Annotated in this window: 18 protein-coding genes and 1 tRNA gene; 14 read left to right on the top strand and 5 right to left on the bottom strand. The window is 63.2% G+C overall.

Annotated elements, in window-relative coordinates; genetic code table 11:
- Nucleotides 1-7: 7 nt before the first annotated feature.
- Entirely contained in the window at nt 8-3229 is a 3222-nt protein-coding gene (locus O3301_RS13735) for a molybdopterin dinucleotide binding domain-containing protein (protein WP_305056622.1), read from the top strand.
- Here the strand turns inward: O3301_RS13735 and O3301_RS13740 are convergent.
- The 5 genes from O3301_RS13740 to mutM are packed head-to-tail and all read right to left on the bottom strand — an operon-like array spanning nt 3226 to nt 9601.
- Nucleotides 3226-3849 carry a response regulator transcription factor gene (locus tag O3301_RS13740; RefSeq protein WP_305056623.1) on the bottom strand — a complete coding sequence of 208 codons (624 nt, stop codon included), beginning with the start codon at nt 3847-3849 and terminating at the stop codon, nt 3226-3228. The two genes, O3301_RS13735 and O3301_RS13740, sit on opposite strands and share 4 nt — an antisense overlap.
- Nucleotides 3846-5639: a sensor histidine kinase gene (locus O3301_RS13745; protein WP_305056624.1), complete on the bottom strand. Its 1794-nt coding sequence runs from the start codon at nt 5637-5639 to the stop codon at nt 3846-3848. Before O3301_RS13745 ends, O3301_RS13740 begins: the two co-directional genes overlap by 4 nt.
- A complete protein-coding gene (gene mutY, locus O3301_RS13750; RefSeq protein ID WP_305056625.1) occupies nt 5639-6802 on the bottom strand; it encodes an A/G-specific adenine glycosylase in 1164 nt (387 codons plus the stop codon). The genes O3301_RS13745 and mutY overlap by 1 nt, the downstream gene beginning before the upstream one ends.
- Before the next feature lie 38 nt (nt 6803-6840).
- Nucleotides 6841-8742: a dynamin family protein gene (locus tag O3301_RS13755; RefSeq protein WP_305056626.1), complete on the bottom strand. Its 1902-nt coding sequence runs from the start codon at nt 8740-8742 to the stop codon at nt 6841-6843.
- Between the two features lie 22 nt (nt 8743-8764).
- Nucleotides 8765-9601, bottom strand: a complete 837-nt coding sequence (gene mutM, locus O3301_RS13760; RefSeq protein ID WP_099665715.1) for a bifunctional DNA-formamidopyrimidine glycosylase/DNA-(apurinic or apyrimidinic site) lyase — start codon at nt 9599-9601, stop codon at nt 8765-8767.
- A 167-nt stretch (nt 9602-9768) separates the two neighbouring features.
- Here mutM and O3301_RS13765 point away from each other — a divergent pair, with 167 nt between their 5' ends.
- The 13 genes from O3301_RS13765 to O3301_RS13825 all read left to right on the top strand — a co-directional run bounded on the left by O3301_RS13765 (nt 9769) and on the right by O3301_RS13825 (nt 21885).
- A complete protein-coding gene (locus O3301_RS13765; protein ID WP_305056627.1) occupies nt 9769-11553 on the top strand; it encodes a tetratricopeptide repeat protein in 1785 nt (594 codons plus the stop codon).
- 73 nt (nt 11554-11626) lie between these two features.
- On the top strand, nt 11627-12265 hold the full coding sequence (locus O3301_RS13770) for an outer membrane lipoprotein LolB (protein ID WP_289899511.1): 639 nt from the start codon (nt 11627-11629) through the stop codon (nt 12263-12265).
- The gene (gene ispE / locus O3301_RS13775; RefSeq protein ID WP_305056628.1) at nt 12262-13146 is read left to right on the top strand and encodes a 4-(cytidine 5'-diphospho)-2-C-methyl-D-erythritol kinase; all 885 of its coding nucleotides are present in this window, start codon (nt 12262-12264) and stop codon (nt 13144-13146) included. Before O3301_RS13770 ends, ispE begins: the two co-directional genes overlap by 4 nt.
- A 78-nt stretch (nt 13147-13224) precedes the next feature.
- Nucleotides 13225-13301: transfer RNA gene (locus tag O3301_RS13780), tRNA-Gln, on the top strand.
- A 150-nt stretch (nt 13302-13451) separates the two neighbouring features.
- A complete protein-coding gene (locus tag O3301_RS13785) occupies nt 13452-14402 on the top strand; it encodes a ribose-phosphate pyrophosphokinase (protein WP_034753270.1) in 951 nt (316 codons plus the stop codon).
- Between the two features lie 166 nt (nt 14403-14568).
- Nucleotides 14569-15177 (top strand): 50S ribosomal protein L25/general stress protein Ctc, encoded by a 609-nt coding sequence (locus tag O3301_RS13790; RefSeq protein WP_077408940.1) that lies wholly within the window; start codon nt 14569-14571, stop codon nt 15175-15177.
- A 115-nt stretch (nt 15178-15292) separates the two neighbouring features.
- Complete coding sequence (pth, locus tag O3301_RS13795) at nt 15293-15877, top strand: aminoacyl-tRNA hydrolase (protein WP_289912372.1); 585 nt, start codon at nt 15293-15295, stop codon at nt 15875-15877.
- A gap of 215 nt (nt 15878-16092) precedes the next feature.
- The gene (ychF, locus tag O3301_RS13800) at nt 16093-17184 is read left to right on the top strand and encodes a redox-regulated ATPase YchF (RefSeq protein ID WP_086145737.1); all 1092 of its coding nucleotides are present in this window, start codon (nt 16093-16095) and stop codon (nt 17182-17184) included.
- A gap of 6 nt (nt 17185-17190) precedes the next feature.
- The gene (locus O3301_RS13805) at nt 17191-18219 is read left to right on the top strand and encodes a glycosyltransferase family A protein (RefSeq protein WP_305056629.1); all 1029 of its coding nucleotides are present in this window, start codon (nt 17191-17193) and stop codon (nt 18217-18219) included.
- Between the two features lie 56 nt (nt 18220-18275).
- Entirely contained in the window at nt 18276-18827 is a 552-nt protein-coding gene (locus O3301_RS13810; protein WP_305056630.1) for a dTDP-4-dehydrorhamnose 3,5-epimerase family protein, read from the top strand.
- 21 nt (nt 18828-18848) lie between these two features.
- Nucleotides 18849-20261, top strand: coding sequence for a lipopolysaccharide biosynthesis protein (locus tag O3301_RS13815; protein ID WP_305056631.1), 1413 nt, complete (start codon nt 18849-18851; stop codon nt 20259-20261).
- Nucleotides 20262-20382: 121 nt separating this feature from the next.
- Nucleotides 20383-20901 (top strand): sigma-70 family RNA polymerase sigma factor, encoded by a 519-nt coding sequence (locus O3301_RS13820; RefSeq protein WP_251349364.1) that lies wholly within the window; start codon nt 20383-20385, stop codon nt 20899-20901.
- Nucleotides 20902-20904: 3 nt separating this feature from the next.
- Nucleotides 20905-21885 (top strand): FecR domain-containing protein, encoded by a 981-nt coding sequence (locus O3301_RS13825; RefSeq protein ID WP_305056632.1) that lies wholly within the window; start codon nt 20905-20907, stop codon nt 21883-21885.
- The last annotated feature ends 92 nt before the right edge of the window (nt 21886-21977 follow it).

Below are 21977 nucleotides of genomic sequence, written 5' to 3' on the forward strand. Positions count from 1 at the left end.
GTCAAAAATGAACGATCAAATACACAACAACGCACACAACGACGTCCCTGACGACGAAAACGAAAAACGCCGCAAGCTGTTGCGCTACGGCGCCATCGGCGGCGGCCTGGCCGCGTTTGCCGCCAGCTTTTCCACCACGGCCGGCCGCATGGTCGACCATGCGCTGGGCAAGGATAAACCCGTGCAGAAACTGCATGGCAATTCCCTGCCGCCCGAGTTTTCCGTCGATACGGCCACGGGCAAGCTGACGGTCAATCCCGACCAGCAAGTGAGCTACACCATGTGCATGGGCTGCACCACGTTTTGCGGCGTGCGCGTGCGCCTGGATAAAAAAAGCGGCAAGGTGCTGCGCGTGGCCGGCAATCCCTACAGCCCCCTGTCGGCCGACCCGGCGCTGCCGTATCAAACCTCGATCCGCGACAGTTTTGTCTCGCTGTCGCGCTTCCAGGAAAAGGGGCTGAAGGGCCGTTCGACGGCTTGCGGCCGCGGCAACGGCGTGCTGGAACAGATGGAGTCGCCGTTCCGCGTGCTGGCGCCTATGAAGCGTGTAGGGCCGCGCGGCGGCGGCCAGTGGGAACCGATCGCCTTCGACCAGTTGGTGAAGGAAGTGACGGAAGGCGGCGACCTGTTTGGCGAAGGCCACGTGGAGGGACTGCGCGCCTTGCGCGAGCTGGAAAAGCCGATCGATCCGGCGCAGCCGGAACTGGGCCCGCAAGTGAACCAGGTGGGCCTGATGTGCAGTACCGACGATGGCCGCCTGGCGTTCGGCACGCGCTTTTTCAAGCAGTCGTACGGCAGTTTGAACCTGGTCAACCACGGTTCGTATTGTGGCGGCGCCTACCGCAGCGGCTCGGGTGCCATGTTCGGCGACATGAAGAAGATGCCGCACGCGAAAGTGGACCTGGAAAATACGGAATTTTGCATTTTCGTCGGCACGGCGCCGGGCAATGCGGGCAACCCGTTCAAGCGCCAGGGCACGCTGATCGCGAAAGCAAGGTCGGGCAAGCGCGAATTCAGCTACGTCGTCGTCGACCCCGTGCTGACGAATGCGGACAGCCTAGCTGCGGGCGACCGCAGCCGCTGGGTACCGATCAAGCCGGGCACGGATGGCGCGCTGGCCATGGGCATGATCCGCTGGATCATCGAGCACGAACGCTATGACCGCAACTTCCTCGTGCAACCGAACCTGAAGGTGGCGGAAGCGGCGGGCGAGGCCGCCTGGTGCAATGCCACGCATTTGATCATCAACGAGAAGGGCCATCCACGCGATGGCCGCTACCTGCGCGCGTCGGATATGGGCGCGGTGGAGTTGTCGGAAGAAGAGCGCTACAAGGATGGCGACGCCTTTTGCGTGATCGACTTCGCCACGCAAGCGATCGTGCCACACAATGCCGCCAAGGATGAGGCGCGCCTGTTCTTCGACGGCCCGCTGGACGTGGCGGGTGCACCACTGCACCTGAAGACGGCCATGACGATGCTCAACGAGGAAGCGCAGCGCCACAGCATGGATGAATACGCGGCCGCCTGCGGCATTTCACGCGACATCATCGAAGGCCTGGCGCAGGAACTCACCAGTCATGGCAAGCGCGCCGCAGTCAATGCGCACGGCGGCATGATGTCGGGTGCGGGATTCTATAACGCGTATGCGCTGGTCATGCTCAATACCCTGATCGGTAACCTGAATCGCAAGGGTGGCACCCTGGTCAACGGCGGCAGCTTCAAGGATGCGGGACCCGGTCCGCGCTATAACCTCGAGAGTTTCGACGGCGAGATCAAGGCGGCCGGCATGCCGATCGGGCGCAATGTGCCGTATGAAAAAACCTCGGAATTCAAGCTGAAGAAAGAAGCGGGCAAGGCGTATCCGGCGAAGGCGCCGTGGTATCCGAATGCGCCCGCGCTGGCCACCGAGTGGCTGACCAGCGCCATGAACGGCTACCCGTACACCCTGAAGGCGCTGATTCTGTGGAGCTGCAATCCCGTCTACGGCATCACGGGCTTGCGCGCGCAGATCGGCAAGGAACTGGCCGATCCGAAGAAGATACCCCTGATCGTCGCCATCGACCCTTTCATCAATGAAAGCTCGGCGTTTGCCGACTACCTGTTGCCCGATACCTTGCTGTACGAAAGCTGGGGCTGGGCTGGCGCCTGGGGCGGCATGCCCGTCAAAATGAGCACGGCGCGCTGGCCCGTGGTCGAACCGCGCGTGCAAAAGACGCCGGACGGCCAGACCATCTGCATGGAATCGTTCTTCATCGCGCTGGCGAAAACGATGGACTTGCCCGGTTTCGGTCCGGAAGCCTTGCAGGACATGGATGGCGAGCGCTTCCCCCTGCAGCGCGCGGAAGACTGGTATCTGCGGGGCGGCGCCAACATCGCCTGGCAGGGCAAGACGGCCGTGCTTGACGCGAGTGACGACGACATCGAACTGTCCGGCGTGGCACGCATCCGCCCCGAACTGGAACGCACCTTGAAGCCGGAAGAGTGGCGCAAGGTGGCCTTCATGCTGGCGCGGGGAGGGCGCTACCAGAGCTATGGCGAGATGTTCGGCCTGCGCCTGCCGCCACCGGCGAATCCCAAGGCGCCGGCAGCTCCTGCACCCGTGATCGACGAGACGCCGTATCCGCAGGACTGGTCCACGCACCGCTATCTGAAACCGATGATGCTGTACAACGAAGGCCTGGGCGTGAGCAAGAACAGCTTGAGCGGCAGGCGTTTCCCCGGCACGCCCGCGTGGCGAGTGGCGGCGTTTGCCGACGGTACGCCCGTGCGCAAGACCTATCCGGCCAGCGAGTGGCCGTTCGAGTTGATCAGCTTTAAATCGGCGCTGCAGAACTCCTACAGCATCGGTGCGCGGCGCTTGCGCGGCATCCATCCGGACAACCCGGTCGCCGTGCATCCCGACGATGCGGCGCGCTTGAAGCTGGAAAATGGCGATGCCATTTACCTGGAAACGCCGGGCGGCAGGGCCAGGGCCACGGTGATGCTGCGCCATGGCGTGCAGCGGGGCGTGATCGCCGTCGAACACGGTTTCGGCCACAAGGAGCACGGTGCGCGCGCCCACCGCATCGGCAAGCTGCGCCAGCCCGATGAACCGGCCATCGGCGCCGGCATCAACCTGAACGACCTGGGACTGACGGACCCGAGCCGCGGCGACAAGAACGTGTTTGTCGATCCCGTCTCGGGCACGTCGGTGCGGCAGGGGCTGCCGGCGCGCATCGTGCGGGCTTAAATCTCGCCGCTGGCCATCAGTAGCCGGGCTACCTCGGCTGCTGAATGCAGGCCCAGTTTTTCCATCGTGTTATGGCGGTGCACCTGCACCGTCTTGTCGCTGATGCCCAGCTCGCGGGCGATGACTTTCGAGGCTTTGCCTTCGGCCATCAGCAACGCCACCTCGCGCTCGCGCGCGGTGAGCCTGGCCAGCGCCGATTGCGCCGTATTCGCGCTGGCGGCGCTACGGCTTTCTTCCACGCTGCGGGCCACGGCCCGGCTGACGGCGTCCAGCAGCACCTGGTCCTTGCACGGCTTTTCCAAAAAATCGCAGGCGCCTGCCTTCATCGTCTGCACGGCCATGGCCAGGTCGCCGTGACCGCTGAGGAAAATCACGGGCAGGGAGATGGCGTGCCCGGTCCTGTTGTTCAACTCCTGTTGCAGTTCCAGTCCGCTCATCAAAGGCATGCGCACGTCGAGCAGCAGGCAGCCCGGCACATGGCCAGCGTAGCGCTGCAGGAAGTCGCGCGCCGACTCGAACGTCTCGACCTTCCAGCCGGCCGAATCGAACAGATAGGCCAGCGAGCGGCGCATGGCGGCGTCGTCGTCGACGACAAAGATGATCGCATCGCTTTCATTCATGGTGTGTCCTTGTTGGCTCCCAGGCCGGTATCTTCGGGCAGGCGGAACCAGACCGTCAAGCCTGGTGCATCGGCGTTGGCGTGCGCCGACAGGCTGCCGCCGAACGATTCGATGATGCTTTTGCTGAGCGACATGCCCAGGCCCAGGCCTTCGGCCTTGGTGGTAAAGAAGGGTTCGAACAGGCGCGCCATCTGCGCCGCTTCCAGGCCGCAGCCGGCGTCGCGCACGGCCACCGTGCAGGCGCCGTTTTCGCGGTGCAGCAGCACGCCGATGGGGTGCTGCGGATTGCCGTTTTCCAGCTGCGCATCGAGCGCATTTTTCAGTAAATTGAGCAGCACCTGCTGCACTTGCTGCGGGTCGGCCAGCACGCGCGGTGCCGCGCTGACCTCCTCGTGGCGCCAGCTGATATTGGCTTGCGGATGGGCTGCGCGGAACAGGGCCACGGCTTGCTCCACGGCGTCGGCCAGGGCGAAGGCGGTGCTGTGCGCGGGACGCTTTTGCGCCATCGCGCGAATGTGACGGATGATGGCGCCCGCGCGTTCGCTTTGCGTGGCGATTTCCTGCGCGCCGTCGAGCAGGGGCGCCGCATCGAGCCGGCCTGCCGTGATGCGGCGCGCCATGCCGCGCGCGAAATTGCCGATGGCGGCCAGCGGCTGGTTCAATTCATGCGCGATGGCGCTGGCCATTTCGCCCAGAATCGCCAGGCGCGCCGTGTGGTCTAGCGTGGCCTGGCGCTGGCGCGCCTGCTCTTCCAGCGCGCGCTGCTGGTGCTGGGCGGCGCGCAATTGCTCCGTGCGCCGGCTGACCAGGTATTCCACGCGCACCGTGTGCACGGCCCAGGCCACGAGCAGGGCCAGTACCAGCAGCATCCAGCCCCAGTAGCGGCGCAACGCCGTTTCGAAGGTCAGCTTGTCCAGGTAGGCGTAGGGACCGATGTGCAGGTCGCGGAACAGTTCATCGACGATCTGGTAATCGCTGGGAACCGTCCAGCTGTAGCCTTCCTCCGTGCGGGGCATGGCCAGCAGGGCTTGCGCCACTTTTTTCGCCAGCGCGGGCGGCGTCTGGCGCAGGGCCACGAAGGGCCAGTCCGGATACAGCCGCGACGAGCTGGCACAGCGAAAACCGGGAATCGGGCGCGTGGTGATCACGCGCAGTTCCTCGGCGCGCACTTCGCCGCGCGCCACCATCTGTTCGAGCAGGCAGGTGCGCACGATGCCCGCATCCATGCGCCCCGCACGCACGGCGTCGATGATCTGCTGCGACGGAAAACCGCTATAGCGCAGGCTGGAAAAATCATGCGCGGGATCGATGCCTGCTTCGCGCAGTTCGCGTGCGGCGATCTGGTATCCGCCAAAGGCGTCGGGCGCCACAGCCATCACGTTCTTGCCCGCCAGGTCGGCCAGGTCATGCAGTGGCGACGCGCTGCGCACGACGATGGCCGAGCCGATGGCCTGGCGCGGTGACTCCGTCCATGGCGATTCCAGGGTGGCGATCCGGCTGGCGCCATCGCTGTGCTCGAGCGCCACGTAATGGCCGCTGCTGGTGATGGCGAAGGCGATCGATTGCGACTGCACGGCGCGTGTCAGGCCCGCCTGGTCGTAGTCGGCCAGGATGAAACGGATGCCGGGAATGCTGGCCTGTAGGTGGCGCGTCACGTACGACCAGTCCTGCTGCACGGCGTCGCCACCCTTGTAGGCCAGTACGCCAATTCTTACCTCGGGCAGGTCGTTCGCCGCATGGGCGCCGTGCAGACACAGCGCCGCCAGCGCGAGCAGTACAAAATGCCGCACTAGAACATGCTGCGTTGCGCCGCGCGCGCATCGCCGAACAGGTCCAGCAGCAGTTTCTTGATGGGGGCGGGCAGCGGCGCGTCCGCGATTTTCGCGCCGTCATACCAGACGTGCGTCGCTTCCCCGGCCAGCGCCAGGCGGCGCGCCAGGGTGATGCGGCAGGGAACGATGTGCAGTTTGTAGTGGGTAAACACGTGCACGATGGGCAGCAGTCGTTCCTGCGTCTCGATTGCGCCGAACGGCGCCACGGCGTGCGCCAGCAGCTCCTGATCGATGTCGCGCACACAGTCCTCGCCGGCCAGCACGTGGCCATCGAGTTCCGGCAGCGACAGCAAGCCGCCCCAGATGCCGGAACCGGGACGCTGTTCCAGCAGCACTTGGCCATCGTCGATGATGACCAGCATGACGGCGTGTTTTTCGGGGCTGGTTTTCTTTGGTTTGCGCACCGGCAGATCCTTGGTGCGGCCGGTGGCGTAGGCCACGCAGCGCGGCTGCAGCGGGCAGCGGCCGCAATCGGGGCTGCTGCGCGTGCACAGGGTGGCGCCGAAGTCCATCAGGCCCTGCGTGTAGGCTTCGATACCTGTCTCCGGCAGCAGCGCTTCGGCACGGCGCCACATGGCTTCCTCGACCCGTTTTTCGCCGGGATAGGCAGCGATGCCGAAGGTGCGCGCGAAGACGCGTTTGACGTTGCCATCCATGATGGCCGCGCGCGTGCCGCTGGAGAACGCGGAGATGGCGGCCGCCGTCGAGCGGCCGATGCCGGGCAGGTCGGCCAGCAAGGCCGGGTCGCTGGGGAAGACGCCGTCGTATTCGGCCACCACGCGCTGTGCGCACTTGTGCAGGTTGCGCGCCCGCGTGTAGTAACCGAGGCCGCTCCACTGCGCCATCACGTCTTCCACCGGGGCGCTGGCCAAATCGCGCAGGGTAGGGAAGCGTTCGAGGAAGCGCGCATAGTAGCCGAGTACCGCGGTGACCTGCGTTTGCTGCAGCATGATTTCGGACAGCCAGATCAGGTAGGCGTCGCGCGTGTTTTGCCATGGCAGCGCATGGCGGCCATGCTGCTTTTGCCAGGCGATGACGGTGGCGGAAAAAGTCGGGTCGATATAATCTTCAATGGGGGCCACGCCCGTGGCGGGCGAGAGCGGATGCAGCAGACGTTTCATGCAGGGTTCCAGTATCTTGTGGCGTGTTGTTGCGTGTTTTATGTGGCGCTGGCCGTGCGCAAGGCAGCGAGCAATTGCGCCAGCTGCGCCTTGTCGCGTTCGAGCGCCGCCAGGCTGGCTTCGAAGCCGGCGATTTTCTGTTCCAGGCTGCCCGTGGCGTCGTGGATGCGCTGGATCGAGGCAAAGCGCAGTTTCAGCTGTTCCTTGTATTCGACGATCTGCGCTTCGAGGGGCGCCATGATGACTTTCAGCCAGGCGCTGGCGTCGTCGTTGGCGTTGGTGAAACTGCGGCGCACGCGTGAGGCGATGGTGTCAAAGAATTTCTCCATCAGCACGACCCGGCTGGTGGTGAGCAGGGTGGCCGTGCCGAACTGCTTGTGATACACGGCTTCGATATCGGCGATCTCCTGGCGGTAGCGGGCCAGCGAAAACGGCATCGGCAAGGCCAGCGCCAGGCCATGTTCGGTGGCGAATTTGCGGTACATCACGTTCATCATTTCCGTGATCTCGGCCGTCTTGCCTTCCGAACGGTCCAGGTTCCGGGTGATGCGCTCGAAATACTGGCGCACGGCTTCGCGCAAGCCCGTGAAAAAGCGGCTGCGCTGCATGGCGGCGCGCACGCCATCGATATCGTCGCGCACGATGTCCATGCCCAGGCTCGTATAGAGTTCCGTCGACAGGCGCGTAAACACGGCGCGCGTGGCCTGCAGCTTGAACAGGCTGCTGTCGAATTCCTTCTTCTCGATATCGACGCGGCGCATCATGTGCGCGATCACGCTCTGGTTCTTGCCGCGCAGGCTGTGAAGCTCGTGCAGCTGCTCGGCGATGCCGCGCGCGCGCGCCGCCGCCTGCACCTGCTGCGCCGCCTCGATGGCGTCCAGGTCGAACGCCAGCTGGCGCCGGATGATGTCCTTGCGCGCGGGGATCAGCTCCTCGAACAGGGCCGTCTCCAGCGGCAGCAAACGGCTCTTTTCCAGCAGCGCCGCATCGTGGTTGATCTTGCCCACCAGGGCCTTTTGCGCCGAGACGGGAAACACCTGGCCGGTGTCCAGTGTCAGCAGATGTGCCACGCTGGCCTGCTGGCGTTCGATGGCTTGCGCCACCTCGGCATCGCCGCGCAATTCGTCCCACATGCTGTCGATCTTGTTGAGCACTACCAGGCGCCCCGCGCCGGCGCCTATATGGTTGCGCCACACTTCGATATCGCTGCGCGTGACGCCCGTGTCGGCCGCCAGGATGAACAGCACCGCGTGCGCATTCGGGATCAGGTTCAGGGTCAGTTCCGGTTCCGTGCCGATGGCGTTCAGGCCGGGCGTGTCGAGAATCACCAGGCCCTGTTTCAGCAGCGGATGGGGGAAGTTGATGATGGCGTGGCGCCACATGGAAATTTCCACCTGGCCGTCCTCGTCGAGCATGGCGGGGGCGTCCGCGTCGTCGGCGTCGTACAGGCCGTAGCGCGCCGCTTCTTCCTGGCTGACTTTCTTTGTCAGGCTGACCTGGCGGATGGCTTCCTGCATGTCGCCGCCCGCCTCGATATTCAGGGGCAGGACGGTCCAGGCGGCGGGGAGGTCGCGGTAGTCGCTGGTCGACAGGTTCTGCGCGCGTGTCTCGATGGGCAGCAGCCGGATCGATGGGGGCCAGGCCGCGTCGTACAGCAGCTCGGTGGGGCACATGGTGGTGCGGCCCGCACCCGAGGGCAGGATGCGCTGGCCATAGCCGGCAAAGAAGATGGCGTTGATCAGCTCGGATTTGCCGCGCGAAAATTCCGCCACGAAGGCGACGGACAGGCGGTCGTCAGTCAGGCGGGAGCCACAGCGCGCCAGGCGCAGCGCGGAGGCGCCGTCGACCAGGCCCGCCGCGCTGGCGGCTTGCCGGTATGCCTGCAAGGCGGCCTGCACGTCCTGCCGCCATGCGCTGTATTGTTCCAAGTCTCTGACCATCGGGCTCCCTCTGTGAGTGTGGCTACTTTTGGCAATTCACGCAGTAAAACGTGGAACGCTGTCCCTGCACGATTTGGCGGATCGGCGCGCCGCACACGCGGCATGGCTTGCCCGCGCGGTTGTACGTGAAATACGTCTGCTGGAAGTAGCCGGACTGGCCGTTGACGCCGATGAAGTCGCGCAGGGTGCTGCCGCCCTGGACGATGGCTTCGGCCAGCACGTCGCGGATCGATTGCGCCAGTTTCTCATAGCGTGCCAGGCCGATGCGCCGGGCTGGCGTCTTCGGGTTGATCCCCGCGCGGAACAGGCTTTCGGAACAATAGATATTGCCCACGCCGACGACGATGTCGCCCGCCATCAGCACCTGCTTGATGTTGGTGCCCTTGTTGCGCGTTTTCTCGAACAGCAGCTGGCCAGTGAAGCCGCCTTCCAGCGGTTCCGTGCCCAGACCGCGCAGCAGCGCGTGGCCATCCAGCGGGCCGTCGGCCTCGTCATGCCACAGCACGGCGCCGAAGCGGCGCGGATCCGTCATGCGCAGCACCTGGCTGCTGCCGTCCGCGTCTTCCACGACGAGGTCGAAATGGTCGTGCTTTTGCGCCTCCGTCCCAGTGGGCAGCACGCGCAAATGGCCCGACATGCCCAGGTGGATGATCAGGGTGCCGTGGCGGAAGTGGATCAGCAGGTATTTGCCGCGCCGCCCCGTCAGGCCGATGGTTTGCCCCGACAATTGTTCGCCCAGGGCCGGGGGGAAGGGCCAGCGCAGGCCGTCGCGGCGCAGCACGACGGCACGCACGGCGCGCCCTTCGATGTGGGGCGCGACACCGCGCCGTGTGACTTCGACTTCTGGCAATTCTGGCATAGGGCTCGAATGGTGGAAAACCGGGTAAAAAACAGGCGGGTCGCCGGCCGATGGCTGGCCCGGGCACGCTACGCCGCCACGACGTATATATTTCGTTACATACGTGAAGTACGCGATAGCCGCGTTGGGCGTAGAATCAAACTTTGCCGTTTAGCCAGGATCAGCCTTTGAAAAACGCTTTCGCCATTGTAACCTTGTCCGCCCTGATGGCCACGCATGCCATGGCACAGACGCCTGTTGCCCCTGCCGATGGGGCGGCCAGCCCCGCTGCGGCCGCCGCGCCGCAAGCGGCCGGTACCGAGTCCGACGATGACGCCAAGGGCGAGAAGCTGCCCAAGGTCGAGTTGAGCAGCGATTTGCTGTACAAGCTGACCAAGGCTGAAATGGAATTCAAGAGCGGCCAGTGGCAAGGGCCGTACGTGACGATGATGGTGGCGGCGCAGCAGACGCGTGATCCGCGCCTGGCGCGCCGCGCCTCCGAAATGGCACTGGCCGCCAAGCAGGGCGGCGAAGCGCTGGCGGCCATCCGCCTGTGGCGCGAGCTGGCGCCCGAATCGGATGAGGCGACCCAGTTCTTCCTCGGCTTCGTCGTCTTGACGGACAAGATCGAAGAAGCAGAACCGATTTTTGCCGAGCGCCTGGCCAATGCGCCGCCGGGCGCGCGCGGCGTGGCCCTGTTCCAGATGCAGCAGATCCTGTCGCGCTCGAATGACAAGCTGTATGCCTATTCGATGGTGACGCGCCTGGTGCAGCCCTACCTGGACATGTTCGAAGCCCACCTGGTGCTGGCGCAGGGCGCCTTGTCGATCGGCGAGCGTGAGCGCGCCATCGGCGAAGCGAACAAGGCGTTGGCGATCAAGCCGAACTCCGAGCTGGCCGCGCTGACCCTGGCGCAGGTGACGGGCGAGCCCGAGGCGGCAGGCAAGGTGCTGGCCGCCTTCCTGCAAAAGAATCCGGACGCCGTCGAAGTGCGCGGCGCGTATGCGCGCCTGCTGGTCGAGCAAAAACAGCTGGAGCTGGCACGCGACCAATTCCTGCTGCTGCTGAAAAGCCAGCCCGACAACCTGGGCGGCCTGTATGCGCTCGGCATCGTGGCGTTGCAGCTGGAAGATACCAAGGGCGCGGAGCAGTACTTCAAGCGCTTCCTGGCCGTGCTCGACAAATCCCCTGGCGACGCGCGCGATCCGTTCAAGGCCCTGATGATACTGTCGCAGATCGCCGAAACGCGCGGCGACACGGCCGGCGCCATCGCCTGGCTGGACAAGATCGACAACAGCGCGTCCGCCGGTTATGTCGAGGCGCGTTTGCGCCGCGCCCAGCTGATCGCCCGTGGCGGCAATCTCGATGCGGCGCGCAAGGCGCTGACGGAAATCGAAACGGACGATCCGGCAAGCCAGGCGCAGGTGCTGCTGGTCGACGCGCAATTCCTGCGCGATGCCGGCTACGTGCAAAGCGCCTATACGGTGCTGGAAAATGCCTTGCTGCGCTTCCCCGATAATCCGGAACTGCTGTACGACTATGCCTTGCTGGCTGAGCGCCTGGATAAACTCGAACTGATGGAAGCGAGCCTGCGCCGCGTGATGGCGCTGGCGCCCGACAACCAGCACGCGTATAACGCCCTCGGTTACTCGCTGGCCGAACGGGGCATCCGCCTGCCGGAAGCCCATGCGCTGATCGAAAAAGCCTTGCAGATGGCGCCGGGCGACCCGTTCATCATGGACAGCATGGGCTGGGTGCAGTTCCGCATGGGCAACCTGGCGGCCGCGGAAAACGCGCTGCGCCGCGCCTATGCCGTGCGCAGCGATCCGGAAATCGCCGTCCACCTGGGCGAAGTGCTGTGGCAGAAGGGCGACAAGGCCGAAGCGCAAAAGCTGTGGCGCGAGGCGCAAGGCAAGGATCCGAAAAACGACGCGCTAAAAAGCACCCTGGCGCGCTTGAATGTCAGTTTGTGATTGAATCGATTAACTCAACTATGAAAAACCAGCGCCATGGCGCTGGTTTTTCCTTGTGTCCATGTCCAAACCCATGTCCAAACATTTCCTGCCCCTGACGGTCCTGTGCCTGGCCCTCTCGGCCTGCTCGACCCTGACTTCTCCCTTTTCATCCGGCGCCGCGCCATCGGGCGAAGCCGTGGCGCCCTACCGGGAACAGGTGGAGTTGACGGGCCGTTTGAACGTCGTGTACCAGAAGGATGACAAGCCCGAATCGGCCACCGTCAATTTCAACTGGCTGCAGACGGCCGCGCGCACGGATGTGACCCTGTATACGCCCGTCGGCAGCACCCTGGCGACGATCGCCGTCACGCCGCAGCAGGCCGTGTTGACGCAAAGCGGCAAGGCGCCGCGCAGCGCGCCCGATGTCGATACCCTGAGCGCGCAGATGCTGGGCTGGTCCCTGCCCGTGTCGGGCTTGCGCGACTGGCTGCAAGGTTATGCCGTGGGCGCCGATGGCAAGCGCTTCGTCGCGTCACCGGCCAATGACAGCGTGACAACCAAAGACGGCTGGCGCTTGCGCTATGTGTCGTGGCAAGATGCTGCTGAGAATACACCGGGCGCCTTGCCCCAACCGCGGCGTATCGATGCCGAACGCACCACCAGCGCGCAGGCCGATGCCGTCTCGCTGCGTATCGTGCTCGATGCCGCCCCATCCACACCTGCACCATGACATTGACGACCCTGAATCATTGCCCGGCTCCCGCCAAACTGAACTTATTTCTGCACGTTAACGGCCGCCGCGCCGATGGCTACCATCTGCTGCAGACGGTGTTCCAGTTGCTCGACCATGGCGACACCTTGCACTTCGCGCTGCGCGACGACACGCTGATCCGCCGCGTGACGGCGCTGGCCGGCGTGCCGGAAGAGCAGGACCTGATCATCCGCGCCGCGAAACTGCTGCAGGCGGAAGTGCAGCGCCGCACGGGCGCCTTGCCGCGCGGCGTCGATATCGCCATCGACAAGGTGCTGCCCATGGGCGGCGGCCTGGGGGGCGGTTCGTCCGACGCGGCCACGGCCCTGATGGCCTTGAACCGCCTGTGGCAAGCGGGCTTGAGCCGCGAGGAATTGATGGCGCTGGGCTTGCCGCTGGGCGCCGATATCCCGTTTTTCATCTTTGGCGAAAACGCCTTTGCCGAAGGCGTGGGCGAGGCCCTGCAGCCCGTCGCCACGCCCGAATGCTGGTATGTGGTGATCGAGCCGGGCGTGCAAGTGCCTACCGCCGCAATTTTTTGCGCGGAAGGCTTGACGAGAAATACCGAACCCGTCACAATAGCGGACTTTTCCAGGTACCTCGCAGAAGGAAACGATGCGGGCGGGTTTGGTAAGAATGATTTACAGCAAGTGGCATGCAGTCTTTTCAAGCCGGTAGCAGATGCGGTAGAATGGCTGGGTGCTTACGGTGAGGCCAGGATGACTGGTTCCGGTGCTTGTGTGTTTAGTGCGTTTGGCAGTCAGGAAGAAGCGGATGCGGTGCTCAGCAATGTGCCACCAATCTGGATCGCCTGGAAGGCAAAAGCGCTGAATCGCCACCCGATGCTCACGGTGTTGTAAAGAGCAAAAAAAGATTTTGCTTAGCGTCAAATAGTCGGTATAATACTGGCCAACATGACGGCAAGCAGTCAGTAACGTAGGGGAATCGCCAAGCTGGTTAAGGCACTGGATTTTGATTCCAGCATGCGAAGGTTCGAATCCTTCTTCCCCTGCCACCATTTCACCGTAGTCTGTCGATGCGAAGTTGGCGTCCAGTGCGGGAAAAAGCAGATATGTCGCCACGCGGCATATTCTAAACAATGACTGACCGGGCCTATGCCCGGTTAGTGCTTTTCAAGACTTCTATATCACCTCTTGGGACTCCCATGGCTTACGAAAACCTGATGGTTTTTACCGGCAACGCGAATCCAGCGTTGGCAGAGGGGGTCGCAAAAAACCTCGGCATCCCTCTCGGTAAAGCAAACGTTTCGAAATTCTCCGACGGCGAAGTAATGGTCGAGATTAACGAAAACGTACGCGGCAAGGATGTTTTTGTTTTGCAATCCACCTGTGCTCCAACCAACGACAGCCTGATGGAAATCATGCTGATGGTTGATGCCTTGAAACGTGCTTCCGCTGGCCGCATCACCGCCGCGATTCCTTACTTCGGCTACGCCCGCCAAGACCGTCGTCCACGCTCCGCGCGTGTGGCAATTTCGGCCAAGGTGGTGGCGAACATGCTGGAAGAAGCCGGTGTCGAGCGCGTCCTGATCATGGACTTGCACGCTGACCAGATTCAAGGTTTCTTCGATATCCCAGTCGACAATATCTACGCTTCGCCAATTTTGCTGGGCGACCTGCAAAAGAAAAACTACCAGGATCTGCTGGTGGTGTCGCCGGACGTCGGCGGTGTGGTACGTGCGCGCGCTCTGGCAAAACGCCTGGGCTGCGACCTGGCCATCATCGACAAGCGTCGTCCAAAAGCGAACGTGTCGGAAGTAATGAACATCATCGGTGAAGTCGAAGGCCGCAACTGCGTGATCATGGATGACATGGTCGACACGGCAGGCACCCTGACGAAGGCTGCCGAAGTGCTCAAAGAGCGCGGCGCGAAAAAAGTCGTGGCGTATTGCACGCACGCGGTGCTGTCGGGCCCGGCGATCGACCGTATTTCGGCCTCGCCACTCGATGAGCTGGTCGTGACCGACACGATCCCCCTGTCCGAAGCGGCCCTGGCCTGCGGCAAGATCCGTCAATTGACGTGCGCGCCGCTGCTGGCCGAGACGTTCAAGCGCATCATCAAGGGCGATTCGGTTATTTCCCTCTTTATCGATTAATTCGACAAGAGCAGCAACAGACGTCACCTGCGGCGCGACCGGCTTTTTGCCTGTTGCGCCGTAGTATTTTAGTTTTCGGGGCGCGTATGCGCCCATTTTCGAAGATTCCTGGTCGCGGGAATCTTCATAACACAAGGCGCAAGCCTTGTTCTTCTTGGAGTTTCACATGAAAGTTATCGCATTTAAACGCGAATTGCAAGGTTCCGGAGCGAGCCGCCGCCTGCGCATTTCCGGCCAAACCCCTGGTATCGTCTACGGTGGCGCTGAAGCCCCAGTGCTGATCTCGCTGGATCACAACGCCCTGTACCACGCGCTGAAAAAAGAAGTGTTCCACTCGTCGATCCTGGACCTGGAAATCGACGGCGTTTCCCAGCAAGTTCTGTTGCGCGACTTCCAAGTCCACGCATACAAACAACTGGTTCTGCACGCTGACTTCCAACGCGTTGACGCTAAGCAAGCTATCCACGTGAAAGTTGCTCTGCACTTCACGAACGCTGACGTTTCCCCAGCAGTCAAACTGCACGGCGCGACCATCAGCCACGTAGCCAACGAAATCGAAGTTTCGTGCCTGCCAGGCCAACTGCCAGAATTCATCAACGTTGACCTGTCGAACATCGACGTCGGTCACTCGCTGCACGTTGGCGACCTGGTCCTGCCAGCTGGCGTGACCGCTGTCACCCACGGCGCCAACCTGACCATCGCTACCGCTTCGGTACCGGCTGGCCACGTTGCTGCTGAAGCCGCTGCTGCTGAAGTTGTTGCTGACAAGAAGTAATTTTGCCGCCGCAGCAATGCGGTAGTCGCAAGGAAAAACCCGTCCGGTTCGCTCCGGACGGGTTTTTTTCTGCCTGTTTTCACCGATAATACGTTTTTACACTGCAGACACAGCCATGCCCATACGCCTGATCGTCGGCCTCGGCAACCCGGGACCCGAATACGAACAAACCCGTCACAATGCCGGCTTCTGGTTGGTGGACAACCTCGCCAACAGCTTGCCCGGCACGCGCTTGCAGCGCGATTCGCGCTACAACGCCATGCTGGCCAAGACCTCCATCGGCGGTAACGAAGTCTGGCTGCTCGAACCGCTGACCTTCATGAACCGCTCGGGCCAGTCCGTGGGCGCGCTGGCGCGTTTCTTCAAGATCGCCGCCGATGAAGTGCTGGTCGTGCACGACGAACTCGATCTGATGCCCGGCATCGCGCGCCTGAAGAAGGGCGGTTCGGCCGGCGGCCATAATGGCTTGAAGGACATCACGGCCGCGCTGGGCACGCAGGATTACTGGCGCTTGCGCCTGGGTATCGGCCATCCGCGCACCCTGAGCCTGCAGCAGCAGGTGGCTGACTTCGTGCTGCACCGCCCGCGCCGCGAAGACCAGGAGCTGATCGAGCAAGCGATAGAAAAATCCTTGCAAGTCATGCCGCAGATCGTCGAAGGCAAGTTCGAGGCGGCGACCATGAAGCTGCATACGGTCTGAGAACAGGGCCTGATGGCGTCACGATACGACTGTTTTGGCGTCATTTGCCCATCATCGGACTGTTGAAGCGCGCGGGACACGGGTACAATTGACCCCTTGAAATGCAGCACACCACTATCCCCGGAAAAGGGTGAACAATCGCCCCGTTTTCCCTAACAGCACGGCAAGCACGCCGATAGACGGCGCCATGTGCTTTGATTATTAAAGGTTTTCCCATGAGTCTCCAATGCGGTATCGTCGGCTTGCCGAACGTCGGCAAGTCCACCCTGTTCAATGCACTGACGAAAGCCGGCATTCCGGCTGAAAACTATCCGTTCTGCACCATCGAGCCGAACGTCGGCGTCGTCGAAGTGCCGGATCCACGTATGGATGCGCTGGCCGCCATCGTCAAGCCGGAACGCATGGTCAACGCCATCGTGGAATTCGTCGACATCGCCGGCCTGGTGGCGGGTGCATCGAAGGGCGAGGGCCTGGGCAACCAGTTCCTGTCGCACATCCGTGAAACGGATGCCATCGTCAACGTCGTGCGCTGCTTCGAAGATGACAACGTCATCCACGTGGCAGGCAAGATCAACCCGCTCGACGATATCGAAGTTATCCAGACCGAACTGGCGCTGGCCGACATGGGCACCGTGGAAAAAGCCATCCACCGCGAAAACAAGAAAGCCCGCTCGGGCGACAAGGATGCGGCCAAGCTGCTGGCCATCATGGAACGCATGATGCCGTACCTGAACGACGCGAAACCCGTGCGCGCGATGGGCCTGGACGCCGACGAAATGGAACTGATCAAGCCGCTGTGCCTGATCACGGCCAAGCCGGCCATGTTCGTGGCCAACGTGTCCGATTCGGGCTTCACGAATAACCCGCTGCTGGACCAGCTGACGGCCTATGCGCAATCGCAAAACGCTCCCATCGTCGCCATCTGCGCGGCGCTGGAAGCGGAAATCGCCGACCTGGACGATGCCGACAAGGGAGCTTTCCTGGCCGACATGGGCATGGAAGAGCCTGGCCTGGACCGTCTGATCCGCGCCGGCTACAAGCTGCTGGGCCTGCAAACCTACTTCACGGCAGGCGTGAAGGAAGTGCGCGCCTGGACCATCCCCGTCGGCGCCACGGCGCCGCAAGCGGCCGGCGTGATCCACACCGATTTCGAACGCGGCTTCATCCGCGCGCAAACCATCGCCTATGACGACTTCATCGCCTACAAGGGCGAGGCGGGCGCCAAGGAAGCGGGCAAGATGCGCGCCGAAGGCAAGGAATACGTCGTCAAGGATGGCGACGTGCTGAACTTCCTGTTCAACGTCTAAGGACAGATGCTTGCTGGCGAGCGCCAGCAACATACTGCATTCGTCCATTGCGAAATGCCGCTCAATGTATTTGAGCGGCATTTTTTGTTTGTCTATTTGAAAAGGCCTGCCATGCAGCCGGAGAAACAACCGCTCGTTTCCATTGTCATGGCCACGTATAACCGGAGCAATATCCTCGGGTACGCTATTCAGTCGGCACTCGCCAGCACCGTGCAGGATTGGGAACTGATTATTGTCGGCGATTGCTGCACCGACGATACCGCCGAGGTGGTCGCCGCGTTCGGCGACGCGCGTATCCGCTTTGTGAATCTGGAAACCAATTACGGCGAGCAGACGGGACCCAACAATCTCGGCGTCAGCCTGGCACGCGGCACCTATCTGGCATTCCTGAACCACGACGACCTGTGGTTGCCCGATCATTTGCAAAGCAGTATTGAAGTCCTCGAGCGTACCGCGGCCGACCTGGTCTTTGGCCTGGGACTGGTGGTTTTGCCGGTCGGGTATCACATGGTGGGGGCGCTGGCAGACGGCGTGCAACCGTACCGTCCGTGGATGGATGTGCCCGCTACCCTGTGGGTCATGCGGCGCGAGCTGGCCCTGCAGATCGGCCCATGGCAGCCCTCATGGGAAGTGCGCTGCTGGCCGTCGCAAGCCTGGCTGCACCGCGTATATCGCGCGGGGCGGCCGATGCTGGCCCATCCTCGCATCGGCGCCATCCTGATCCAGTCTGGCACCCGCAGCAATGCCTACCTGGACCGGCAACACGCCGAGCATGCGTTCTGGTGGACGCACATGCAAGATCCGTTGAATATTCTGCAGGCAGTCACCACGCTGTATGGCAAGGTGGGGCGTGAGCGTCTTATCGCACCGCTACAGTCCGCGATAACGGCCATGAAAGCATTGTCACGCAGTCTTTGTTATATGTTGGGGCTGTGGCCGCCGCATCCCGGCTTCTGGCTCAAATATTGGCGCAAAGGCACATTTTTACGTGAATTACGCCGCCGCCGGGGATTGAAGGACATGTCGCGACGATAGATAATACGGTTGCAATACATAAGAGCATTTTAATAAAAATTCTAGGGGTAAATCTGGTGGTTGAGAAAGATAACTGGTTGTTGGTTGGCGCGAAGCAAGATGGTGTCAGTATTACCAAGGAATGGAAGCCGACAACGCCTTCCTTGATCGATGGCGTGATTTTCCAGGAAATCAAGCCTGTCTTGACGGCGTACGGCAGCCTGACTGAAATTTTCCGCACCGAATGGGTGCCCGATGCTACAGCGCAGATTGGCCAGATATTCGCCTCGACCCTGGAGCCGGGCGGACTGAGCGCCTGGCATGCGCATGCCATCACGACGGACCGCCTGTTCGTGGCGGCAGGCCAGATGCGCGTGGTGCTGTACGACGCGCGCGAGGATTCGCCCACCTTTGGCATGCTCAACGAATTCAAGCTGGGCACCAGGCGTCCCGGCCTGCTCGTCGTGCCGCCGCGCGTCTGGCATGGCGTGCAAAATTACTGCAGCACTCCTGCCATCCTCGTCAATGCGGTGGACCATGCGTATCGCTATGATGCGCCGGACCACTGGCGCGTGCCGGCCGATTCGGACACGGTACCCTATCGCTTCTCCAACGACAGGCATGGCTGAGATGCCCGGCCCGGCTGAACGATGCGCCTGAACCGTCTCGCGGGTTTTTCAGCCGGCCCCATCTTGTCGCTGCTGTGCAGCCTGGCCACCGTTCCTGCCGTGGCCTGGCTGTTTCCACCTGCCGACATCGGCAAGCTGGATTTCTTCATGACCGCATGCACGGTGGCCGGTTTGCTGCTGTCGCTGGGGCTGGATAAGGCTTTCCTGCATGAATACCATTACAGCACCGCGCGTAGTGGCTTGCTGAAAGCGTGCCTGCTGCCCGCGGTGTTGCTCGCGCCCGTGGCGCTGGCCGTGATACTCGTGTTTGCCGCGCCCGTAGCACAACTGTTATTTGATGTGGCGCAACCGGCACTGGCTGTCCTGTTCGCTGCCGGCATGCTGAGCGCCCTGGCCAATCGCCTGATCGCGCAGCTGTTCCGCATGCAGGAGCGCGCCTGGGTATTCAGTCTGGCGCAGGTATTGCCGAAAATATCGCTGCTGTTGCTGCTGCCTGTCCTGTGGTGGGATCCGCAGCGCAATTTCGTGTACCTGGCAAGCCTGGTCGTGGCCACCACCTGGCTGGTCACGCTATGGCTGTTGTGGCATGCGCGCGTATCGCTGGCGCATGCCTGGAATACCGCCGTGGACCGGGTGCTGCTGCGGCGCCTGCTTTCCGAGGCGGCGCCCCTGCTGGTGAGCGGGATTTTTTATATGTTCATGTTGTCGGCCGGCATGGGCTTGCTGCGTTTCTTTGCCGGCTTTGACGAGCTCGGCATTTATGCGCTGGCCACGCGCGTGGCCGCCGGCGCCTGGCTGGTGCAATCGATTTTTACGATTGTCTGGATACCGCAAGTACACAAATGGGCTGCGGCCGGCGGCGGCCTGTCGAATATTGCGGCCATTTGCCGCCATGCGCAGGCCATCGTGGTGGTGGGCTTTTGCCTGGCGGGCGCCCTGGCCTGGCTGATCGGCTGGGTCTTGCCTCCCAGCTATCATGGCGTCGCGTACCTGGCGGTGGCCACCGTCGGCCAGCCGCTGTTGTATGCCCTGGCGGAAGTGACCGGCGTCGGCATCAATCTGGCCCGCCGTCCGGCATTTTCCATCGCCGCCTTTGCGGCCGGCTTGCTGGGCACCTTGCTGGCGGGCGCCGTGCTGGTGCCGCGCCATGGCGCCACGGGCGCCGCCGTGTCTCAACTGCTGGGCTTCCTCGTGTATTTTGTCGTCAAGACGGAGCTGGGCATGCGCGTCTGGCGTCCGCTGCCGCGCCGTTCGCTGTACCTGAGCACCGCCCTGCTGTCGCTGCTGGCGGCGGGCCACGCGTTTTTTGCCCAGCGCCTGGGGGTGCTTGCTCCGCTGGCGTGGGGCGTGCTGCTCGCTGCCGCACTGCATGTCTACCGGCCTTCGCTGTGGGCCGCGTTCAGGCTGTTCAGGCCCGTCCGGCAGCAGGGCTGAGGGCGTTTGCTGCCCGTCGCCGTATTGCGTTTTCCTCGTCACTCGGCGTACAATGAGAATAATTCTCATTTATAATCCGATGCGCCTGTTCTTGCCGGCCGTTGGCGACAGGAAGGGTATCGTGAGCACCGCCGAGTTAGCGCTTCAGCAGCAAGTCAGCAGTCTGTACACCGACCACCATCACTGGCTGCGTGGCTTGCTGCGCCGTAAACTCGGCAATGCCTTCGATGCGGCCGATCTGGCGCACGACGTGTATCTGCACCTGATGAAGACGGGGCGCATGCCGCCGGCCGGGGAGTCGCGCCGTCACCTGACGCAGATCGCCAACGGCATGGTCATCGACCTGTACCGCCGTCGCCAGATCGAGGCCGCCTACCTGGAAGTGTTGGCCCTGGTGCCCGAGGCGCTGGCGCCGTCCGAGGAAGAGCGCGCGCTGGTGATCGAGGCGTTGACGGAAATCGATGCGGTGCTGCACCAGTTGCCCGCCAAGGCGCGCAAGGCTCTGTTGCTGTGCAAACTCGATGGCCTCAGCTATCGCGACATCGCCGCCGAATTGCAGGTGTCCGTCTCGTCCGTCGAAAAATACATCGCCGCCGGTTTGCTGGCCTGCTACCAGGCCATGCACGCGCCGGACGCCTGAGCCATGGAGGTGGTGATCGCGCCCGCCGTCGTGCAGCAGGCTGCCCAGTGGATGGCGCGCCTGTGGTCCGATGACGCCAGCGACGAAGACCGGGCTGCCTGTGCCCGCTGGTGCGCCGCCCATCCGCACCACGCCATCGCCTGGCAGCGTTTGCAAGCGTTCGAGGGCAAGCTGCACAGCGTGCCGCGCGATGCGGCCCGGCACGCGCTGCGCGAACCGGCGCCCGCCGCCTACCTGAATCGCCGTCGTGCCCTGAAGCTGCTGGCCGTGCTGCTGCCCGTGGGCGGCATGGCGTATATGCTGCGCGGCACGGATGCCTGGCAAGTGGCCACGGCCGGCCACGGCACGGCCACGGGCGAGATCCGCGAGATTACCTTGCCTGACGGCACGCGCGTGATGCTCGCTTCCGCTTCCGCCATCGACGTGCGCTTCGACGCCAGCGAACGCTTGCTGATCCTGCGCAGCGGCGAAATCCTCGTCACCACGGCGCACGACCCGGACCCGGCGCAGCGGCCTTTCCGCGTGCAGGGCCGCCACGGCACGGTGCAGGCGCTGGGCACACGTTTTACCTTGCGACAAGACGAACACACGTCGCGCGTCGCCGTCTTCGAGGGCGCCGTCGAAATACGCCTCGCGCATGCGCCCGACCACGCCGTGGGCATCGCCACGGGCTACAGCGCCATCTTCTCGGCGGACATCGTGCAATCGGCCGTCCCCGTGCCGGCCAGCGCCGCGGCCTGGACGAAGGGCGTGCTGGTGGCCGACAACATGCGCCTGGATGAGCTGCTGGCGGAACTGGCCCGCTATCGCCCCGGCCTGCTGCGCTGCGATCCGGCCGTGGCCAGCCTGAGCGTCAACGGCGTGTTTTCCCTGCGCGACACGGATCGCGCGCTGCATAACCTGGCGCTGGCCTTGCCCGTACAAATCCTCGCGCGCACGCGCTACTGGGTGACGGTGCAAGCCATACCGCAGGCCGCTGCCTGACAATTTTTCGGGCCCGATTGAGGGTTTTGCATTCTCGTTCGGGATATAGGGTGAGAGCCACCCTTATTCATTGACCTTATGCACGTTTTTTC

The sequence above is a fragment of the Janthinobacterium sp. SUN211 genome (assembly GCF_030587315.1).
Taxonomy (GTDB): Bacteria; Pseudomonadota; Gammaproteobacteria; order Burkholderiales; family Burkholderiaceae_D; genus Janthinobacterium; species Janthinobacterium kumbetense.